Annotated in this window: 18 protein-coding genes; 9 read left to right on the plus strand and 9 right to left on the minus strand. The window is 68.0% G+C overall.

Going from position 1 to position 18,778, the window contains the following annotated elements; all coding sequences use genetic code 11:
* Positions 1-16: 16 nt before the first annotated feature.
* From NS1_RS16385 to NS1_RS16405, 5 genes are all read left to right on the plus strand, one after another.
* The gene (locus NS1_RS16385) at positions 17-1,042 is read left to right on the plus strand and encodes a hypothetical protein (protein WP_062985561.1); all 1,026 of its coding nucleotides are present in this window, start codon (positions 17-19) and stop codon (positions 1,040-1,042) included.
* Between the two features lie 376 nt (positions 1,043-1,418).
* Positions 1,419-4,217: a sensor histidine kinase gene (locus NS1_RS16390; RefSeq protein WP_062985563.1), complete on the plus strand. Its 2,799-nt coding sequence runs from the start codon at positions 1,419-1,421 to the stop codon at positions 4,215-4,217.
* Between the two features lie 27 nt (positions 4,218-4,244).
* Positions 4,245-4,673, plus strand: coding sequence for a roadblock/LC7 domain-containing protein (locus NS1_RS16395; RefSeq protein ID WP_056824424.1), 429 nt, complete (start codon positions 4,245-4,247; stop codon positions 4,671-4,673).
* Positions 4,670-5,110, plus strand: coding sequence for a DUF742 domain-containing protein (locus NS1_RS16400; RefSeq protein WP_056824421.1), 441 nt, complete (start codon positions 4,670-4,672; stop codon positions 5,108-5,110). Before NS1_RS16395 ends, NS1_RS16400 begins: the two co-directional genes overlap by 4 nt.
* A gap of 10 nt (positions 5,111-5,120) precedes the next feature.
* On the plus strand, positions 5,121-5,687 hold the full coding sequence (locus tag NS1_RS16405; RefSeq protein ID WP_056824418.1) for a GTP-binding protein: 567 nt from the start codon (positions 5,121-5,123) through the stop codon (positions 5,685-5,687).
* An 18-nt stretch (positions 5,688-5,705) separates the two neighbouring features.
* On the opposite strand, the gene NS1_RS16410 is transcribed toward NS1_RS16405, so the two are convergent.
* The 7 genes from NS1_RS16410 to NS1_RS16440 all read right to left on the minus strand — a co-directional run bounded on the left by NS1_RS16410 (position 5,706) and on the right by NS1_RS16440 (position 12,990).
* Positions 5,706-7,235, minus strand: coding sequence for a hypothetical protein (locus NS1_RS16410; protein ID WP_063816161.1), 1,530 nt, complete (start codon positions 7,233-7,235; stop codon positions 5,706-5,708).
* The gene (locus NS1_RS16415; protein ID WP_062985567.1) at positions 7,232-7,858 is read right to left on the minus strand and encodes an AF_1327 family membrane protein; all 627 of its coding nucleotides are present in this window, start codon (positions 7,856-7,858) and stop codon (positions 7,232-7,234) included. Before NS1_RS16415 ends, NS1_RS16410 begins: the two co-directional genes overlap by 4 nt.
* A gap of 95 nt (positions 7,859-7,953) precedes the next feature.
* Positions 7,954-9,333 carry a lipase family protein gene (locus NS1_RS16420; RefSeq protein WP_062985569.1) on the minus strand — a complete coding sequence of 460 codons (1,380 nt, stop codon included), beginning with the start codon at positions 9,331-9,333 and terminating at the stop codon, positions 7,954-7,956.
* Positions 9,334-9,412: 79 nt separating this feature from the next.
* Complete coding sequence (locus NS1_RS16425) at positions 9,413-10,054, minus strand: TetR/AcrR family transcriptional regulator (protein ID WP_062985570.1); 642 nt, start codon at positions 10,052-10,054, stop codon at positions 9,413-9,415.
* A 16-nt stretch (positions 10,055-10,070) separates the two neighbouring features.
* Complete coding sequence (locus NS1_RS16430) at positions 10,071-10,880, minus strand: ABC transporter ATP-binding protein (protein WP_062985571.1); 810 nt, start codon at positions 10,878-10,880, stop codon at positions 10,071-10,073.
* Positions 10,880-11,962 carry a FecCD family ABC transporter permease gene (locus tag NS1_RS16435; RefSeq protein WP_062985572.1) on the minus strand — a complete coding sequence of 361 codons (1,083 nt, stop codon included), beginning with the start codon at positions 11,960-11,962 and terminating at the stop codon, positions 10,880-10,882. Before NS1_RS16435 ends, NS1_RS16430 begins: the two co-directional genes overlap by 1 nt.
* Positions 11,959-12,990: a FecCD family ABC transporter permease gene (locus tag NS1_RS16440; RefSeq protein ID WP_157125231.1), complete on the minus strand. Its 1,032-nt coding sequence runs from the start codon at positions 12,988-12,990 to the stop codon at positions 11,959-11,961. The genes NS1_RS16435 and NS1_RS16440 overlap by 4 nt, the downstream gene beginning before the upstream one ends.
* Before the next feature lie 83 nt (positions 12,991-13,073).
* On the opposite strand from NS1_RS16440, the gene NS1_RS16445 reads away from it, so the two are divergent.
* The 4 genes from NS1_RS16445 (at position 13,074) to ppc (ending at position 18,090) form a co-directional block, all read left to right on the plus strand.
* Positions 13,074-14,141 (plus strand): ABC transporter substrate-binding protein, encoded by a 1,068-nt coding sequence (locus NS1_RS16445; protein ID WP_062985574.1) that lies wholly within the window; start codon positions 13,074-13,076, stop codon positions 14,139-14,141.
* Between the two features lie 54 nt (positions 14,142-14,195).
* Entirely contained in the window at positions 14,196-14,753 is a 558-nt protein-coding gene (locus tag NS1_RS16450) for a sugar O-acetyltransferase (RefSeq protein ID WP_056824392.1), read from the plus strand.
* A 76-nt stretch (positions 14,754-14,829) separates the two neighbouring features.
* Positions 14,830-15,252 (plus strand): VOC family protein, encoded by a 423-nt coding sequence (locus NS1_RS16455; protein WP_062985575.1) that lies wholly within the window; start codon positions 14,830-14,832, stop codon positions 15,250-15,252.
* Between the two features lie 66 nt (positions 15,253-15,318).
* Positions 15,319-18,090: a phosphoenolpyruvate carboxylase gene (ppc, locus tag NS1_RS16460; protein WP_062985577.1), complete on the plus strand. Its 2,772-nt coding sequence runs from the start codon at positions 15,319-15,321 to the stop codon at positions 18,088-18,090.
* 3 nt (positions 18,091-18,093) lie between these two features.
* On the opposite strand, the gene NS1_RS40820 is transcribed toward ppc, so the two are convergent.
* Positions 18,094-18,261: a hypothetical protein gene (locus tag NS1_RS40820; protein ID WP_165610252.1), complete on the minus strand. Its 168-nt coding sequence runs from the start codon at positions 18,259-18,261 to the stop codon at positions 18,094-18,096.
* 105 nt (positions 18,262-18,366) lie between these two features.
* Positions 18,367-18,774: a RidA family protein gene (locus NS1_RS16465; RefSeq protein ID WP_062985579.1), complete on the minus strand. Its 408-nt coding sequence runs from the start codon at positions 18,772-18,774 to the stop codon at positions 18,367-18,369.
* Positions 18,775-18,778: the final 4 nt, after the last annotated feature.

Genomic DNA, 18,778 nt, shown 5'->3' on the forward strand with positions numbered 1-18,778 from the left:
TGATGGGTGGACACAAATGACGCAGGCGCGCCAGATTGCCGACCGACTGCTCGACGCGCAGGTGGAATTCCTGCTCGCCGAGGTGACCGGTGACCGGTTTGCCGAGGTGATCGCCCGGGACGTGGCCGCCGTGCTGGCCGTCGGTGAGACGATTCGGTTCGGCGACGTGGTCTCCCTCGAGCAGGGCGAACAGACGGTGGCCACGGTGTTCGACCGCATCGGCGGCAGCCCCGTGATCGCCGATACCGTCGGCATCTTCTCCGACGCCATCTACGACCACATCGCGTCGAACACCGAATACACCCTCGGCGACGTCGTCGACCGCGAACCGGTGGAAGCGCTGCTGGAGAAGATCTTCGGCATGCACCAGGCCCAGGAGCGGATCCTGGACCGGCTCACCGAGAGCCCGCTCGTCGCCACCGTGGCCTCGCGTTTCGTCGACAAGCTGATCGGCGACTTCATGCAGGCCAATCGTGAACGCGCCGAGAAGATTCCGGGCGTCTCCTCGCTGATGTCGCTGGGTCAGACCGCGGCCAATCGGGCCAAGAAGGTCGCGGCCGACAGCACCTTCGTCGGTGACCTCGCGGGCAAGGGCGCGCTGTTCGCGCTCAAGCGCACCAACAACGCGATCCGCGACATGCTGCGTGACGCCCCGGTGCACTCGGCCGCGATGGAATTCTGGGACCTGCACGCCGACGAGCCCGTCGCGGGCCTGCGTGAATACCTCACCCAGAAGGACCTCAACGAGCTGGTCCAGATCTGCTACGAGATCGCGGTGACGACCAGGGAGAAGGAGTACTTCGGCCTGCTCGTGCGCGAGTGCGTCGAGGTGTTCTACACCAGGTACGGCAACCACACCCTCTCGGCGATGCTGCCCGAACTCGGTCTCGACGCCGACGACATCAGTGCCGAGATCCTGCGCTACGGTCCGTCCGTCATCGAGTCCGCCAAGCGCAACGGGGTGCTGGCCGGGCTGATCAGGGAACGCCTGGAGCCGTTCTTCTACTCGGATCAGGTGCTGGGAATTCTCGGCGGCGAGTAATTCCACGAATACCGTTCGGCAATGCGCATTGATCGACACGACTTCACTTCTCGATTTGCATGGCATCGTCGCAACCGGTATAGAGTCGGCACTGAATTGCGCCTTCTGATCGGCCGCGCCAAATGTGTTGCGCGTCACGATCTCTGGTGACCCGTATGTATCCGGCAGTGAACCGGTCGGCCAACTCGCTGCCGATACGACTGTGAGCATTCGGCTACACAAAGCCCGCTGAATTTCCGGCATGTTTAGATCAGCGCACGAATTGCTGCTTTACACCGTTCCGCATTGACCGCGCACCGCGCGGAGTGCAAGTTTGCACCTGTCTTTCCGTAGGCCACCGTGACCGACGTTGCGGTGGCATTGCAAAGGAGTAGGTGTGCGTGCACGTTCCCGGCCGAACCCGACCGGAACCCGATCGGACGGCGGCGCTGGAGGGCAGCGGCCCGGCGTCGCGCTGATCCGGCCGCGCACCATCTCCGGTCAGCTCGCCCGGATCCTGGTGGTGTCGCTGGTGTTGGTGCTCGCGCTGCTCGGGCTGACCATGTCGACCCAGGTCAGCGCCTACCGTCGCAGCGGGGAAACCGTGGACGCCGTGGCGGTCGCGCTGGCCGCGCAGGACCTCGTGCAGCAGGTGCAGCGCGAGCGAGGTCTGAGCAACGGTTTGCTCGGCGGTGATCAGCGCCTGCGTCAACCCGTCACCGACCAGCGCGCGGGCACCGACGCCGCCCTGCGCGCCCTGGTGAACGCCGTCGTGGGCGACCCGCCAGGTGCGGGGGAGGTGCGCTCGGCGCTGGGCCATCTGGCGGGGCTGCCCGCGATCCGCTCCCAGGTCGACAATCGTAATGTCACCCGGCAGGCGGCGTTCCAGTTCTACACCGACGGCATCGACGCGCTGAACCGTCTCTCGCTCGGTCTGGACCAGGCGCGTGACCCGGCCGTCCGGCACGGCCTGCAAGCGCTCTACGCCCTCGGCGACGCGAAGGAATTCACGGCCCGTGAGCGCGGGTTCCTCAACGGCGTCTTCGCCGCCGGGGAATTCGCGTCGGGGGAGTACGTGCAGTTCCTCGACATCCGGGCGGCCCGCAATGCCGCGCTCACCGCCTTCGGCCACGACGCGACGCCCGCCCAGCAGGCTCGTCTCGACGCGGTGCTCGCGAGTGAGAACGCCACGCGGGCAACCGAATCGGAGAACATCGCGATCGCCTCGACGCTGGGTCCGCTGATCCAACCGGTCGACCCGGCCGTGTGGTGGGCACAGATGACGGCGGTCATCGACGAACAGCGAACCGTGCAGCAGGTCATCGGCGACGACGTCGGCGCGCGGGCGGAGAAACTCCGTCTGGACGCCGCGCTGATGCTCGCCGCTTTCGCCGCGGCCGCGCTGTTGGCGATCGCGGCCGAGTTCGCGCTCGTCCTCGCCAGCATCAGGGCTATCGTCCGCCCCTTGGCCCGGTTGGCCACCGAGGCCGATGATGTCGCCTCCACGCGACTGCCCGAGGTGATCGAGGCCTGGCACAGCGCCGCCGACGCCCATCCCGATCCGCCCGCGCCGGTGCGCACGCCGCGCGGTGCGAGCGTCGAGATCGCCGCTGTCGCGAGCGCTTTGGATCGGGTGCAGACCACCGCGTTCGACCTCGCCTCCGAGCAGGCGCTGGTGCGGCGCAACACCACCGAATCGATGGCGAACCTGGCCCGCCGCAATCAGAACCTGGTGCGGCGTCAGCTGGGATTGATCAGCGAGTTCGAGCGCGAGGAACTCGACCCGAAAGCTCTGTCGAACCTGTTCGAACTCGACCACCTGGCCACCCGTATGCGGCGCAACGCCGAAAGCCTGCTGGTGTTGGTCGGCGAGGCCAGCCCGCGCCGGTGGGCCGAACCGATCGCGCTCACCGACGTGATCCGGGCCGGACTGTCCGAGGTCGACGACTACCGGCGAGTGGTGCTGCGCCGGATCGACGACATCGCGGTGACCGGCGCCGTTGTCAGCGAACTGGCCCACATTCTGGCCGAACTCATCGAGAACGGGCTGGCCTTCTCCCCGCCCGATCTCGAGGTCGAGGTGTACGGCCGCAAGGTCGCGGGCGGCTACCTGCTCGCCGTTGTCGACCACGGCGTCGGTATGCCCACCGAACAACTCGCCGAAGCCAACGCCCGGCTGCGCGGGGAGCAGGACTTCATCGTCGCCTCCACTCGCTACCTCGGCCATTACGTGGTCGGTCGGCTGGCGGGTCGCCTCGGCATCGACGTGGAACTGAACACGTCACCGGTCAGCGGCATCGTCGCCCGCTTGCTCCTCCCGCCGTCGCTGCTCGCCGACGAAAAGGCCGGGCAGACAGCCGACTCCAGAAACGGCGCCAACCGAGGCTCCGGAGTGGGTACCGGCTCGGCGGACCTCGTGGCGCTGGAGCGCGATGCCACCGTCGTGGTGGACGCGCAGTCGTCCGGTTCCGGGGTGTACGAGGCAATGCCGACGCGCAACGGTGCGGTCGCCACCGGCAAGAGCACGGTGGCGATCGCCGGGCGTGGCGATGCCGCAGGCCACTCGGTAGGGCAGGCCCGCAATGGCGTCACGGTCGGCTCGACGACGCCACGACACCACGAGATCCCCGCCGGTGTGGCAGGTTCGGGCTCCTCCCACGCCCTCCCCGGCGACGGCACCACGTGGTCCGGCACCAACGGCCGATCTCGGCACAGCCGCACCGTGGAATTCGGACCGAGCAGTGGCAACGGTCAGACCTCGGTGAACCATTCGTCCAACGGCTCTGCCTACGCGCAATTCCTCAGCAGCACAACAGAATCCACGCACTCACCGCGCGACGGTGCGGTCCGTAACGGATCGTCGGCCGACGATCACTACAGCGCGGTGATTCCGGAGCGTTCCGAGGGAGCAGCCCGAGGCCACAACGGCTCGACGGTAGAGCAGCCGCGTGAGCTACCCGCCGGTGCCCCCGCCGTCGAACGCACACGCAACGGCCTGGTCAAACGCAGCAAACGCACCAAGGTCACCGGCGCACCGGAGCGACCCCGCCGCGATCCGGCCGTCGAGCAGGCCCGTCCCCCGGTTGCCGAACGGACCCCCGACCAGACCCGCAGCATGCTCTCCTCGTTCCGCACCGGCCACGAACGCGGCGGCGAGACCGACTCTGCCGCCACCCCACTCGATCCCACCCGCTGACGATCGGACCAGACCCAAGGAGACCCGGTGACCACCCACCTACCGACCACTGATCCGCACACCTTCAACTGGCTGCTCGGCAATTTCGTCCGCAACACCGACGGCGTACGCGACACCGTCGCCGTCTCCTCCGACGGATTGCTGATCGCGATGTCGGACGGCCTCGACCGCACCGGCGCCGACCGGCTCGCCGCGATGGTGTCGGGTCTGTCCAGCCTCGCCCGCAGTGCCTCGCGCAGTTACGATTTCGACGGTCTGAAGCTGATCATGATCGAGATGAAGCGCGGCTTCCTGCTGGTGTCGGCACTGGGCGACGGCAGTTGCCTCGGCGTGATCGCCGACGGCGGCTGCGATGTCGGCCTGGTCGGCTACGAGATGGCCGTCCTCGCCGAACGCGCCGGATCACTGCTCGACCCGCTGCTGATCAGCGAATTGCGAGAGTCGTTGCGCAGATGAGAGATCCCGATCTCCCGCGGTTGCCCGACCCGCGCATGATCCCGATGAGCCGGCCCACGGGCTGGCGTGGCCCCCTGCCGTCGGTGCCGGTGACCCCCACCGCGCACGACGATGTCGACGACCGCTTCGTTCGCCCGTTCGTGCTCACCGCGGGCCGCACCGTTCCGGTGCTGGACGGCCTGCGCATCGAAACCCTTGTCCAGGCGCCGCCGTCCGCGCTGTCGGCGCCGCTGCGGTTCGAGGAGCGCACCGTTGTGCAGCTGTGCCTGACACCGCATTCCATCGCCGAAATCGGGGCCGCCCTGCGGGTTCCGATCGGCATCGCCAAGGTGATCGTCAGCGATCTGGCAGCGGCGGGGCATGTCACCGTCCGTGACGCGCCCGAACTGTCGACCGCCGCCATCGAGAGGATCCGCGACCTTGTCCGCGCACTTTAAGGCACCAGCAATGCCGTCCTCGGTGAAGATCGTGGTCAGCGGCGGCTTCGGCGTCGGGAAGACCACCTTCATCGGCGCCATCTCCGAGATCGAGCCGCTGGTCACCGAGGCCTCGATGACCGAGGTCTCGCTCGGCATCGACGATCCCGGTCATCGCGCCGAAAAGACCGCGACCACAGTGGCTTTGGACTTCGGCCGCATCACCCTCGAGCAATCCCTGATCCTCTACCTGTTCGGGACGCCCGGCCAGGACCGGTTCGTGTTCCTGTGGGACGACCTGGTCGACGGCGCCCTCGGCGCGGTCATCGTCGTCGACACCGGGCGGGTGGAGGACTGCTATCCGGTCCTGGACTACTTCGAAGAACACCACACGCCCTTCGTCGTGGTGGTCAACCGCTTTGCCGACGCCACCCGCTTCGACCTCGACGAGGTCCGCGAAGCCCTCGGCCTCGACGACTGGATCCCGGTGCTGGACTGTGATGCCCGTGACCGCGACTCCGTCCGTGATGTCCTCGTCGCGCTCCTCGAGCAGGTCCTGCTGCACCGCGTCCAACCTCGCCACCGGGAGGTGAGCTGAGCACACCCCGGGGTGTGCTCAGCGCCGATTCAGGGTGAGATCCGTCAGGGCCAGATGGAACCGCGCGTCGGTGACATCGACCGAGGTATCGGTGAACCTGTGCCCACCCAACGTGTTCCGCACGAAATCACGGACGGCGGGCGGCTGCGTATCCAACGTGGCCAGCAGTTCCTGCGACACCTCGACGGTCCCATCGAAGAACCGCGGCTGACCGGTGATCCCGGGCTGCTGCGGCGTCTGCCGTAAGCCGTCGACGGTGTGCAGCACGATGTCGAGCCCGATCCCGTCATCGAATTCGAGCCGCAGCGGTGTGGGGGAGACGGCCGGATCGAAGGACTGGATCCGCGCGGTCCACCCCTGGGACGAGACGCCCTGGTAGTCGTAGGGCGAGACGGGACCGAGCGTCTCCTGCGCGCGGTTCACCGGCGAGTTCTCCAGCACCGCACCGGATAGCGGTTGATCGGTGGCGACGAAGGTCCACGACTCGTCGGTGAGCGTCTTGTGCCAGAACCCGGTCCTGCCACCGGCGCGACCTTCGACGCGCAACTCCCGCGCCGCCGAGCCGGGCCCGGTCCGGTGAACGGAGATGCGGTCGGTGATCTCGCCGGGCACCTTCGGCTGCGCGATCCAGTCCGGTGCGGGCAACTGGATGGCCGCGAAGCGGGGGTCGATGCGCTCGGAGAGCATGTCCGGCGCTTCGGGCAGGCCCCGCTGGTCTTCGTAGGAGTAGCGGAAGAAGACCTTGTCCGCGCCGGAGATGTCGAAATCGTAGAGGCGCGTGTAGAAGTCGCCGAACCGGTTGACCACCATCGAAGTCGACGCACTGGTGGACAATGCGACGGCCTGGAACCGCCCACCGAGCGGAGTGCCCATCTCGTAGCTGTGATCCACCGGCAGCCACGGGTCGACGTACTGGATCCGCTGACCGCCATGGGTCAGCGCGAACACATGCGACACCTTCGCGCCGCCGACCGGATGTTCGTTGCCCGCGGTATCGGTCCACCGGTGATCTTCGTTGGGCGAGAGCACCGACCACGACCAGGTCGACGCGCCGGGCGGCAAGGTGTTGCCGGGGCCGGTCCACAGCGGAGTGCCGTAGCGGCTGCTCCAATTCCACGCCGCGGGGGCGCTGAGCGCGTGATCCATCGTGATGAACCGGCCGTCGCGGTCGATCATCATCACTTCGTCGTCGTCGGCGGAGACACCGGCGATCGTGCCTGCCAGACAGCCCGGCAGCGCGACGGTGCGCCAACCACCGAGAGCGGCAGCCTCTTTCACGTAGACCTGACCGTCGCGGGCGGCGAACGTCCAGCGCCGGTTGAACGACTCGGTGGTGGTGCGCAAGTGCACCTGCTCGGGGAGCGCGACCGTCGCAGAGGTGAAAGCCGCCAGTCCGGCGGTGGATTCGTCGACTGTCACTTCCGGCGTGCCGACGGTACCCACCGGCAGACACGCCGGATCGGCGACAGCCGCCGATTGTGTTGTCACCCCGGCGAATACCAGTCCGGCCGCCGCGATCAGCGCCGAACGCCGGAGCCCGCGCCTCACAGCCACCCCGCCGCGCCGAAACCGATGAGGGCGATCGCGTCGATCCCGAAGATCGTGCCGACCACGAGCGCCTTGCTTCGCACGCTCGCCAGATCGTGCACGAAGAAGCACACCGCGAAGAACGGCACGTACCCGATGATCCAGATCAGGAACGGGAAGCTCGGCTGCCACCACGACCAATCCCAGGTGAGGACCCCCGCCTTGTTCAGCAGCACCTCCACACCCACCGCCGCGATCGAGTTGATCGCGACGAGCACCGGTCGGTTCGGCAACCCGAAGATCCGGGTCTCCCTGGGCGGCAACATCTTCGCCGCCGCGATTCCCATGATCGCGAACATGAAGCAGATCTCGATATTCAGCCCGATCAGGATCTGATAGGCCGTCGGTCCGCTCGCCGCCCAGACCGGCGCCCGCTCGGTGAAGTGGAAGACCAGCGCGTTCCAGATCTCGTTGAACCAGTCCATGCCCCACAGCGCGAGTCCGGCGAACAGCACATTCCAATTACGCCGCTCGACCTCGACCGCGTAGAGGTAGATGACCAACAGCAACAGCGGAATGACATACCACTTGAACTGGCTCGCATCGCGAAGAATCTCCAGCGCGGCCCGGGCGTTGTCGGTCAACGGGGCACCTCCTGCTCATGATCGACGAACTCGGCGAGTATGATACAAATCAACATCAAACGTCAATGTGTATCGCCGAGTTGACGAGTCAGCGGCTACCCGAGCGGCATGCCGAACAGGGAAGCGAACTTCGCGGCGAGCGAGTCGCCGAGGAAATCCAGGGCGCCGGGGGTGGCGGCCATGGTGCCCGCATCGGAGATGGTGCAGCCGGTGGGGGCCGCGATGCCGTCGAGGCGGTCGCGGAGCCAGATCAGCGCGGCCGGACCGCCGACCACTTCCGCGACGATGTGTTCGCTGGCATGGTCGCGGGTGTAGGTCAGCGACGTGTTCGGAGCACGGCAGTAGGTGTCGACCAGGGTGTCGGTGGCGGCGAGCGGCAGGATCTCGTCCCAGGCGGAATGCCAGAGGAACAGCGGCATATCGGGGACCGACTTGCCCATGCGGGTGTCGGCGATCATGGCCGCGACCGGCGGATCATCGAGGGGATTGCCGTCGGAGCCGATCATGCCGGTCAGATTCAGGAACGGCAGCAGTGCCGACTGATACTGCACGCACAGTGGGGATTTGATCGCGGTCAGCGCTTTGCCGAGCGGGTCGAGCCGCTCGTCGAGATAGGCGGCGAAATCGGGGTACTCGCGGGTGAGCCCGAGAACGGCGGCGAAGACGAGACCCGAGGTGAGCTGGTTGTTCGCCATGCTCAACGCGGCACTGAGATCGGCGCCGACGCCGCCTTCGGCCGCGCCGACGATGTTCAGTTCGGGCGCGTAAGTGCTGCGCAGTTCGGCGGCATGGCCGGTCGCGATGGAACCGCCGGAGTAGCCGTAGAGCCCCACCGGCGCGGTCGGTCCCACCTCGAGCGGGGCGAAGCCGGTCGCCGCACGAATGCCGTCGAGGGTGATCCGGCCTGCCAGCGGTCCGGCCGCGTAGGCCGAATTCGGACCCTGATGGTCCGGGACGACCACGGCCCAGCCCTGCGACAGCGCCGCTTGCGCGAACAGGAATTCGGCGGGCACCACGATCTGGCCCGCCACCGCGGCCACCGAAAGATGTTGCAGCGCATAGGACGGCGCGCAGTAGCCCGCGGTCGAGTCCTCGGCCAGCTGCACCGACAGCAGCTTGCGCGGCGAGGGGGCCTGCCCGCGCGGTTTGATCAGGGTGGCGACCGCGGGGATCGCCTCGTCACGACTGTTGTTGGATCGGTAGGACACCTGCCAGGCGTCGACATCGATCGGCAGCAGGCCGAAATCGGCGATCCGAACCTGTCGGACCGCGATGATCGCGCCCGGCGCCGTCGCCGCCACCACGTCGGCGGGCGGCAGGTAGAAGCCCGGATCCAATTCGGGCGGCAGCGGAATCACCGGCGGGGGCGGCGGGGCCGCCGGCTCGGCCGATACCGGCCCGGCCGTCACCACTGTTGCCGCCGCGAGCAAGCCGGTGGCAAGGGCGAGCCATCGCTGAACGAAGGGAGATCTCATCGCGCACAGTCCTCACATCTATTGAGACTCCTTCGTCTCAATTGCGGCAACTATGGCATGAGTGTGGCGTGGATCGCAATCAGCTGCCGGCAGGTGCCGCCGAGATCAGGCTGTTCAGGATGGTGGAGAAGACATCGACCAGCTCGTCGACGGGCGGTCGAGGGTCGTCCAGGCTCCATTGGTGCACGGCGCCGTTCACGGCGCCGATGAACGCCGCCATCGGCACCCGCCATCCGCCGGGCGGCATCCGTACCCCGTCGCGCCCGGCCGCGATCGCGGCGACCACCTCGCCCCATCGATCCCTGACCTGCGCCCGATACTTCTCGATCTCGGGACTCACCCCGACGATGTCGACGAAAGCGACTTTGGCACAACGGATATCGTCGGTGATCGCCTTCGCGTACGCCTGCACCGCCGCATCGATGAGTGCGCGCACATCGTCGGATTCCGCCGCCGCCAGCGCCTCGGCCACCGCAGCCCCCGCCTTGTCCTGCACGGCGTCGTACACCGCGACGAGCAGTTCCTCGCGCCCGGCGAACTGTTCGTAGAACTGCCGACGCGACAACCCCGCGACCGCGCACACATCGGTCAGCGAACTGTTGGCGTACGACTTCTCCGCGAACACGGTCAGTCCCGCGTCGATGAACAGCGCTCGGCGCTCGACCTGTCGTTCGGCCACCGAGGTGCCGGTGTAGTTGTGTCGTGTCCGCCCAGATGTCACCCCATGACCCTACTGTTCAGCGTTCGGGCGAGATATCGGTGTCGACGGGTCCGATCGGGACCACCAGCGGGGTCCCGGTGACCGGGTCCTCGATCACCTTCGCGCGTAGCCCGAAGACCTCCGCCACCACTTCCTCGGTGAGAACTTCGGCCGGCGTTCCCGCGGCAACCACCCGGCCCGCGCGCATCGCGACCAGCCGATGGGCGTAGCGCGCCGCCAGATTCAAGTCGTGCAGCACCATCACCACCGTCCGGCCCGCTTCGGCGTGCAGGCGCCGGACCAGGTCGAGCACCTCGATCTGGTGGGCGAGGTCGAGGAAGGTCGTGGGTTCGTCGAGCAGCAGCAGGTCGGTGTTCTGGGCCAGCGCCATCGAGATCCAGGCGCGCTGGCGTTGCCCGCCGGACAGCTCGTCGAGTGAGCGATCGGCGAACTCGACCATGTCAGTCCAGGTCAGGGCTTCGTTGATGGCGGATTCGTCGTCCTCGGACCACTGGCGGTACCAGCGCTGGTGCGGATGTCTGCCGCGCGCGACCAGGTCGGCGACGGTGAGACCTTCGGGGGCGAGCGGTGATTGGGGCAGGATGCCGAGCACGCGCGCCACTTCCTTGGTCGACATGCGGTCGATCCGCTTGCCGTCCAGCTGGACGTGGCCACCGGTGGGGCGCATCAGCCGCGCCATCGCGCGCAGAAGCGTGGATTTGCCGCATCCGTTGGGTCCGATCACCGCGGTGACGGTGCCACCGGTGATATCCAGGTCGAGACCGTCGACGACGGTGGTCGGTCCGTAGCCGAGGGTCAGCTCGCTGGCCTGTAGCCGAACGGTCATCACGCGCCCGCTTTCCCGGCACGGTTGCGCCGCATCAACAGATAGATCAGATAGGGCGCGCCGAGGACTGCGGTGATCACCCCGACGGGGAGTTCGCCTGCGGGCAGCAGGGTGCGGGCGACGAGATCGGCCGCGACGGTGAAGGCCGCGCCGAGCAACACCGAGGTGAGCAGCGGGGGTTGCGCCGAACCGGTCAGGCGCAGCGCCACCTGCGGCACCGCGAGCGCGACGAAGATGATGGCGCCCGCCGAGGCGGTGGCGACTCCGGCGAGCAGCACCGCCAGGACCAGCAGCGCCAGGCGGGCGGCGTTGAGCCGCACGCCGAGCGAGCGGGCGGTGTCGTCGCCGAAGTGCAGCGCGCCGAGCAGGTGGGTGCCCGCGAGCACCACCGGCACCAGCACGGCCAGGGCGATCGCCACCGGTGTCACCTGAATCCAGCTGCTGCCGTTGAGGCTGCCGGTCAGCCAGGTCACCGCTCGCGTCGCGACATCGACGTCGCCGACGCTGAGCAGCCAGAAGGTCACGCTCGAGAGCAGCGAACCGGCGCCGAGGCCGACGAGCACGAGCCGATAGCCTTCGATCCCGCCTCGCCAGGCCAGCACGAAAACGCACAGCGCGGCGAGCAATCCGCCCAGCATCGACGCCACGGGCACCCCGATCTCGGCGGCGGCGCCGCTGATCTGGCCGCGGCTGCCGGACAGGGCGATCACCGCGACCGCGGCCACGCTAGAGCCCGCGGTGACGCCGAGAATATCGGGACTGGACAACGGGTTCCGGGCGATACCCTGGGTGATCGCGCCGGACAACGCGAGTGCCGCGCCGACCAGCGCGCCGGTGAGAATCCGGGGCAGCCGCAGATCCAACACCACATAGGCGAGGCCGTCGTCGCCGCCACCGGTGAGTACTGCGAGCACGTCCCACGGCGTGACCGGGCCTCCGTCGGGCATCGTGTAGGTGCCCAGCGCGAGCGCGACGCAGGCCGCCGCGGCGAGTATCGCGAGTCCGAGCAACAGGACCGCCGTCGTGCGTAGTCGCAGTTGCCATGACACCGGTCCCAGCCGGACCGCCCGGACCGTACTCATATGCTCACCAGCTTTCGGCGGCGGACCAGCACGATGAAGAACGGGACGCCGACGAAGGCGAGCATGATGCCCGCGGGCAGTTCGCCCTTGTCCAGGACCAGCCGTCCCGCGATGTCGGCGACCAGCACCATGACCACGCCGAGCAGCCCGGCGACGGGCACCAGCCAGCGGTAGTCGGGCCCGGTGATGCCCCGCGCCAGGTGCGGAACGACGAGCCCGACGAAGCCCAACGGCCCGGCGATCGCCACGACCGCACCGGTCAACAGCACGATCGAGCCGATGCCGACACTGCGCGCCAGGAAGACGCGATGGCCGAGGGCGCGGGCGGTGTCCTCGCCGAGGCCGAGCGCGTTGAGCGCGGAGGTGTTGGCCAGGGCGAGGACGATCCCGACGAGGACGAACGGTGTCGCCTTGCCGAGTACGTCGAGGTCGGACCCGACCAGCGAACCGGCCTTCCAGAAGCGATAGATGTCGGTGACGTCGGTGTCGAACAGCACCACCGCCGAGATCAGGCCCTGCAACAGGTAGCTGACGGCGGCGCCGGCCAAGGCGAGGGTCACCGGCGTGGGTCCGCCTCGGCCCGTCGCGCCGATGACGAACACGGTGATGGTGGCGATCAGCGCACCGGCGAAGCCGAACCACACGTAACCGAACAGGCTCGAGATGCCGCCGATCATCACCGCGAGGACGATGCCGAGAGCCGCACCCTGGGTGATACCGAGCAGCGCCGGATCGGCCAGGGGGTTTCTGGTGTGCCCCTGGATCACCGCCCCCGCGATGCCGAGCGCGAGACCGGCGAGGACGCCGAGCAGGGTGCGCGGCAGGCGAAGGCCGTTGACGATGGCGCCGGTCTCGGTGTCGGTCGTGCCGCCGAGCGCGTGCAGAACATCAAGGGGAGCAATGAATTTCGAACCGATGGCCAAACTGAGCAGAACGGCCGCGAAGACCGCGGCCAAGAGTCCGGCGATGAGTAGCAACCGGCGAGTCCGCGTGTTGGCGAACACGACTCCGGGCGGCGATGCGGGCACTATCCCTCTTCATAGTTGGTAATTAGGTAAGGCTTCGCTAGGTTAGCAACCCTAAAGAACTCTGAACCACTCGGGAGACCTCGATGAAGACCCCACTGAGCCGTCGGCTCGCCGCCGCCGCGGCAGTCGCCGCCGCCGTACTGAGCCTGTCCGCGTGTGGCCAGGACCGGTCGGCCACCGGCGCCGCCGGTAGCGATTGCGATACCGCGAGCAACCTCGACGGCGGGGCCTACCCGCGGACCATCGAGGCAGGGGCGGTCAAGGACAAGGCTGGAGCGAATGTCGGCACGGTGGTGGACCCGGCCACCATCACCACCCGGCCGGTCCGGATCGCCGCTCTCGACCAGACGTTCGTCGACGCCGCGCTGGTGCTGAACACCGAAGTGGTCGCGTACACGACGTACCAGTCCATGGGCGAGAAGTTGCCCGCGTTCCTCGGCGCGGCCGCCCAGACCTGCGGCGGGCGAGCGGTGAACATCGGCAACCTGCAGACCCCCGATATCGAGAAGCTGGCAGGCGCCCGACCGGATCTGATCGTGTCGGCGAAGGTGCGTCACGAGAAGCAGTACGAGCAGTTCAAGGGCATCAAGCTCGGATCGGGCACGGTCCCGGTCGTGTTCAGTCAGACCACCGGCGCCACCTGGAAGGAAAATCTCCTGCTGCTCGCCAAGGCGGTCGACAAGGAGAATCTCGCCGAGGCCAAGCTCGCGGCCTACCAGGACCGTGCCGCCAAGATCGGCGCGGCGATCAAGGAGAAGAACGGCGGCAACGCGCCCACCGTGTCGCTGCTGCGCTTCCTGCCCAAGGAGGACCGGCTGATGCAGCGGGTCAGCTTCGTCGGCGACATCTTCGCCGACACCGGCCTGAACCAGCTCGACAAGTCCGACGATCCGAAGAACGACTTCTCGATCACCCTGAGCCCGGAGCGTCTCCTCGACGCCGACGCCGACTACATCTTCCTCACCAGCAACGGCGAGGACGCCGCCGCCCAGCGCAAGGCGGCTGCCGCGGCCAACCCGCTGTGGAATCAGCTGCGGGGCAAGGTCACTCCGGTCGACGATCTGGTCTGGCTGACCTCGGTCGGCCTCACCGGCGCGCACGCGGTGCTCGACGACATCGCGACGACCTTCGGGGTCGACCCGGCGAAGTAAATCGCCGCAAGCAGCGCACTCGGGCCCTGTTCGCCCACCCCTACACTCGGCGGGGTGGGCGAACAGAAGCAGCGGATGCTGGCCGGGGAGCTGTATCGGGACAACGATCCAGAACTCGTGGCCGAACGGCAACGGGCGCAACGATTGTGCGACGAGTTCAACCGCACCGGGCCCGACGAGACCGGGCGGCGGACCGAGTTGCTGGGCGATCTCCTCGGCAAGCTGGGGGAGGGGTCCTGGATCATGCCGCGGTTCCAGTGCGACTACGGCTACCTGATCGAGATCGGGGCGAACAGCTTTCTCAACTACGACGCGATCCTGCTCGATTGCGCGCCGATCACCATCGGGAACGACTGTTCGATCGGGCCGCGCTGCCAGTTGCTCACCGCGCTGCATCCGATGGAGGATCACGAAAAGCGCAGGCAGCGGTGGGAATCCGCAGCGCCGATCCGGATCGGTGACAACGCGTGGTTCGGCGGCGGGGTGATCGTGTGCCCCGGCGTGACGATCGGGGACGATGTGGTGGTCGGCGCGGGCAGCGTGGTGACCCGCGATCTGCCGGACCGGGTGTTCGCGGCGGGAAATCCGGCGCGGGTGATCCGGCAACTCTAGGTTTGCTGGCTACTCTGGACGGCAGGCGCCGACGACGTCGGCGCGCGCCCATCCGTGCCCGACCAGAGGAGACCGTATGCGCCACGGCGAAGATCTCTCCCTCACCCATGTCATGCTGCTCGTGGGTAACCAGGACGAGGCTCTCACCTTCTATCGGGACCTGATCGGCCTTCAGGTCCGCACCGACATGCCGTTCGGCGACAACACGCGCTGGCTGACGGTCGGTCCGGTCGACCAGAAGAACCTGGAATTCGTGCTCGAGGTCCCGGAGATGGCCCCCGACGCCGCCTACCGGGCGGCCGCGCAGGCGCGCATCGACGGCGGCGCCCAATCCACGATCATCTTCGCCACCGACGACGTCGACGCCACCTTCGCCCGGATTCGCGACGCCGGGGCAGAGGTCGCGCAGGAGATCGTGAACCAGCAATACGGCCGCGATTGCGCGTTCCGTGACCCGTGGGGCAACCAGATCCGCTTCACCGCCCGCCAGCGCGGCTGAGCGCGACATGCGGGGCGGGTGCGGCGTCGGGTCGCGCCCGCGGGCCCGCGGCAATACTGTCTGACCATGGGCGAATCGCGAATCGAGATGGAACCCGAAGCAACCCGGCCGCTGCGCGAGGACATCCGCTTCCTCGGCGGCATCCTGGGCGACACCATCCGTGACCACGAGGGTCCCGAGGTGTTCGACCTGATCGAGCGCGTCCGGATCGAGGCGTTCCGGGTGCGCCGCGAGGAGGTCGAGCGCAGCGCCGTCGCCGATATGCTCGACGGCACCCCCACCGAGGTCGCGATTCCGCTGATCCGGGCGTTCAGCTACTTCGTGCTGCTGGCCAATCTGGCCGAGGACATCCAACGTGATCGCCGCCGCGCCGCGCACGTGGCGGCGGGTGAGCCGCCGCAGGATTCCTCGCTGGCCGCCACCTACGACAAACTCGACGCGGCCGGACTCGACGGTTCGGTGGTGGCCGATCTGCTCACCGACGCGCTCGTCTCCCCGGTGATCACGGCGCATCCGACCGAAACCCGCAGGCGCACCGTCTTCGACGTGCAGTCCAAGATCACCGAGCTCATGCGCCTTCGTCGCCGCCTCGAGCCCGGGGAGCCCGGTCTCGACGAATCCGAACTGCGGATCCGGCGCGAAGTGCTCACCCTGTGGCGCACGGCGCTGATCCGGTTGGCGCGCTTGCGGATCCAGGACGAGATCTCCGTCGGGCTGCGCTACTACGACCTGACTCTCTACGACGTGATCCCCGCGATCAACGCGCAGGTACGGGCCGCACTGCGGGCGCGCTGGCCGGAGAAGGAGCTCCTGCCGCGCCCGATCCTGCGGCCCGGATCGTGGATCGGCGGCGACCGCGACGGAAACCCGTTCGTCACAGCGGACGTCGTGCACACGGCAGCCGAACAAGCCGCCGCCTACGTTTTCGGCCGATACCTGGACGAGCTGGTCGAACTCGAGAAGACCCTGTCGCAATCGGCGCGGCTGGTGCAGGTGTCGCCCCTGGTGGCGGAGCTCTCGGCCGCGGGATATCCCGACCCCGGCCTGTTCGCCGACGAACCGTATCGCCGTGCGCTGCACGCGATTCGGGGTCGGCTCAGTGCCACCGCCGAGCAGGCGCTGGGCGAACTGCCCGAGCAGGGCCTCGATGCCGGCGCCGCCCCGTATCCGACACCCCAAGCCGTCCTCGACGACCTCGATGCGATCGATGAGTCCATGCGCGCCAGCGGCGACGGACTGCTCGCCGACGACCGCCTCGCCGCCCTGCGCCACGCCATCGAGACCTTCGGTTTCCACCTGCAGGGCCTCGATATGCGCCAGAACTCCGAGGTGCACGAACAGGTCGTCACCGAACTGCTGGCGTGGTCGGGTGTGCACCCCGACTATCCGAGCCTGTCCGAGGCCGAGCGCGTGGAGTTGCTGGCCGCCGAATTGCGCACGCGCCGACCACTTCTCGGACCGACCGCGCAGCTGAGCGAACTCGCCACCAAGGAACTGGGGGTGTTGGGCGCCGCCAAGGAGGTCATCGATACCTTCGGCGCCGCCGCCATCCCGAACTACATCATCAGCATGTGCACCTCGGTCAGCGACATGCTCGAAGCGGCGTTGCTGCTGAAGGAAGCGGGCATTCTCGATCCGGGTGGCTCCGACACCGCGCCCAGCTGTCCCGTCGGCATCGTCCCGCTGTTCGAAACCATCGAGGACCTGAGCGCCGGTGCGGCGACGCTGGCCGCGGTGCTGGAGGTTCCGGTTTATCGCGAGTTGGTCGAGGCGGCGGGCATGCGCCAGGAAGTGATGCTCGGCTACTCCGATTCCAACAAGGACGGCGGATATCTCGCCGCGAACTGGGCTCTCTACCGCGCGGAACTCGACCTGGTGGAGGTGGCGAGGCAAGCGGGAATCCGGTTGCGGCTGTTCCACGGTCGCGGCGGCACCGTCGGTCGCGGTGGCGGCCGCAGCTACGACGCCATCCTGGCGCAGCCCGCGGGCGCGGTGCGCGGATCGCTGCGGCTGACCGAGCAGGGCGAGGTGATCGCCGCGAAGTACTCCGAATCCGGTGCGGCACATCGCAATCTGGAATCGCTGATCGCGGGCACGCTCGAATCGACGCTCCTGGATGTGGAGGGCCTCGGCGACGACGCCGAACCGGCCTACGAACTGCTCGACGACCTCGCCGCCCGCGCGCGCGCCGCCTATGCGAACCTGGTGCACGACACCCCGGGCTTCGTCGAGTACTTCCGCGAATCCACTCCGGTCGCCGAGGTCGGCGACCTCAATATCGGCAGTCGCCCCGCCTCCCGCAAACCCACCAACTCGGTCTCGGACCTGCGCGCCATCCCGTGGGTGATGGCCTGGAGTCAGGCCAGGGTCATGCTGCCCGGCTGGTACGGCACCGGCACCGCCCTCGAAGACTGGGTCGGCGACGACCCGGCCCGCCTCGCGCGTCTCACCGACCTCTATCAGCGCTGGCCGTTCTTCAATACCGTGCTGTCGAACCTGGCCCAGGTGATGGCCAAGAGCGACCTCGACATCGCCGCGCGCTACGCCGAGCTCGTCTCCGACAAAACCCTGCGCGCCGACATCTTCGCCATGATCGCCGACGAACACGCCCGCACCATCCGCATGTACCTGGCGGTCACCGGATACACCGAACTCCTCAGCGACAACCCGTCACTGGCCGAATCGATCCACAACCGCTTCCCCTACCTGGAGCCGCTGAACCAGCTCCAGGTCGACCTGCTGGCCCGGCTGCGCGGCGGTGACGATTCCGAACTGGTGAAGCGGGGCATCCTGCTCACCATGAACGGCCTGGCCACCGCCCTGCGCAACTCGGGATAACACTCAGAGGCAGACGCTGATGGTGAACGGTCCGACCGGGATGCCGGTGCAGATCGACACCGAGCCGACGACCGGCTGCGCGGGGGCGGCCGAGGCGGTTCCGGCGCCGATCGCGGTCACGGAAAGGGCGAGGCCGGCGACGGCGAGCGGGCGGGCGAACTTGGCGAACATAGGCTGATCCTCGGGTAGAACGGGGTGGACACCCCCGTGTGGGGGCGCCCCATCACAACACGCACGCACCGACGGCGTCCATGACATGGTGGGAATCGCCGTGGCTCAGTCGGTTACAACGGCGATCGCATCGATCTCGACCAGCATCTCCGCGCGGGGCAGGCCGGTGAAAACGGTGGTGCGCGAGGGCAGTACGCCGTTGCTGGTGTGCTCGGTGACGAACTCGCCGTACGCCTCGTTCATGATCGCGAAGTCCTCACGCTTGGTGAGGTAGACCCGCAGCATCAGCACATCGTCGAAGGTGGCGCCGGAGGCGTCGATGATCGCCTTGACGTTCATCAGGGTGCGGGTGGTCTGGGCGGCGACATCGCCCTGGTGCAGGTACTCGTTGGTCTCGGGATCCACCGGGCCTTGACCCGACACCTGGACGAACGGGCCCTTGCGCACGCCCTGGGAGAAGGTGTGGGCGGGCGCCGGGGCGTCGGAGGTGCGCACGGCGGTCTTGTCGGACATGGGG

Origin of the sequence: Nocardia salmonicida NBRC 13393, from assembly GCF_001613085.1 — a bacterium.
GTDB classification, from domain to species: Bacteria; Actinomycetota; Actinomycetes; order Mycobacteriales; family Mycobacteriaceae; genus Nocardia; species Nocardia salmonicida.

Excerpts from the sequence above, each read along its gene's own strand:
- NS1_RS16385 (WP_062985561.1), top strand. The coding sequence starts at position 17 with ATGACGCAGGCGCGCCAGATTGCCGACCGACTGCTCGACGCGCAGGTG.
- NS1_RS16405 (WP_056824418.1), top strand. The coding sequence starts at position 5,121 with ATGCCGTCCTCGGTGAAGATCGTGGTCAGCGGCGGCTTCGGCGTCGGG.
- ppc (WP_062985577.1), top strand. The coding sequence starts at position 15,319 with ATGGGCGAATCGCGAATCGAGATGGAACCCGAAGCAACCCGGCCGCTG.
- NS1_RS16465 (WP_062985579.1), bottom strand. The coding sequence starts at position 18,774 with ATGTCCGACAAGACCGCCGTGCGCACCTCCGACGCCCCGGCGCCCGCC.
- NS1_RS40820 (WP_165610252.1), bottom strand. The coding sequence starts at position 18,261 with ATGTTCGCCAAGTTCGCCCGCCCGCTCGCCGTCGCCGGCCTCGCCCTT.
- NS1_RS16455 (WP_062985575.1), top strand. The coding sequence starts at position 14,830 with ATGCGCCACGGCGAAGATCTCTCCCTCACCCATGTCATGCTGCTCGTG.
- NS1_RS16420 (WP_062985569.1), bottom strand. The coding sequence starts at position 9,333 with ATGAGATCTCCCTTCGTTCAGCGATGGCTCGCCCTTGCCACCGGCTTG.
- NS1_RS16435 (WP_062985572.1), bottom strand. The coding sequence starts at position 11,962 with ATGAGTACGGTCCGGGCGGTCCGGCTGGGACCGGTGTCATGGCAACTG.
- NS1_RS16400 (WP_056824421.1), top strand. The coding sequence starts at position 4,670 with ATGAGAGATCCCGATCTCCCGCGGTTGCCCGACCCGCGCATGATCCCG.
- NS1_RS16430 (WP_062985571.1), bottom strand. The coding sequence starts at position 10,880 with ATGACCGTTCGGCTACAGGCCAGCGAGCTGACCCTCGGCTACGGACCG.
- NS1_RS16445 (WP_062985574.1), top strand. The coding sequence starts at position 13,074 with ATGAAGACCCCACTGAGCCGTCGGCTCGCCGCCGCCGCGGCAGTCGCC.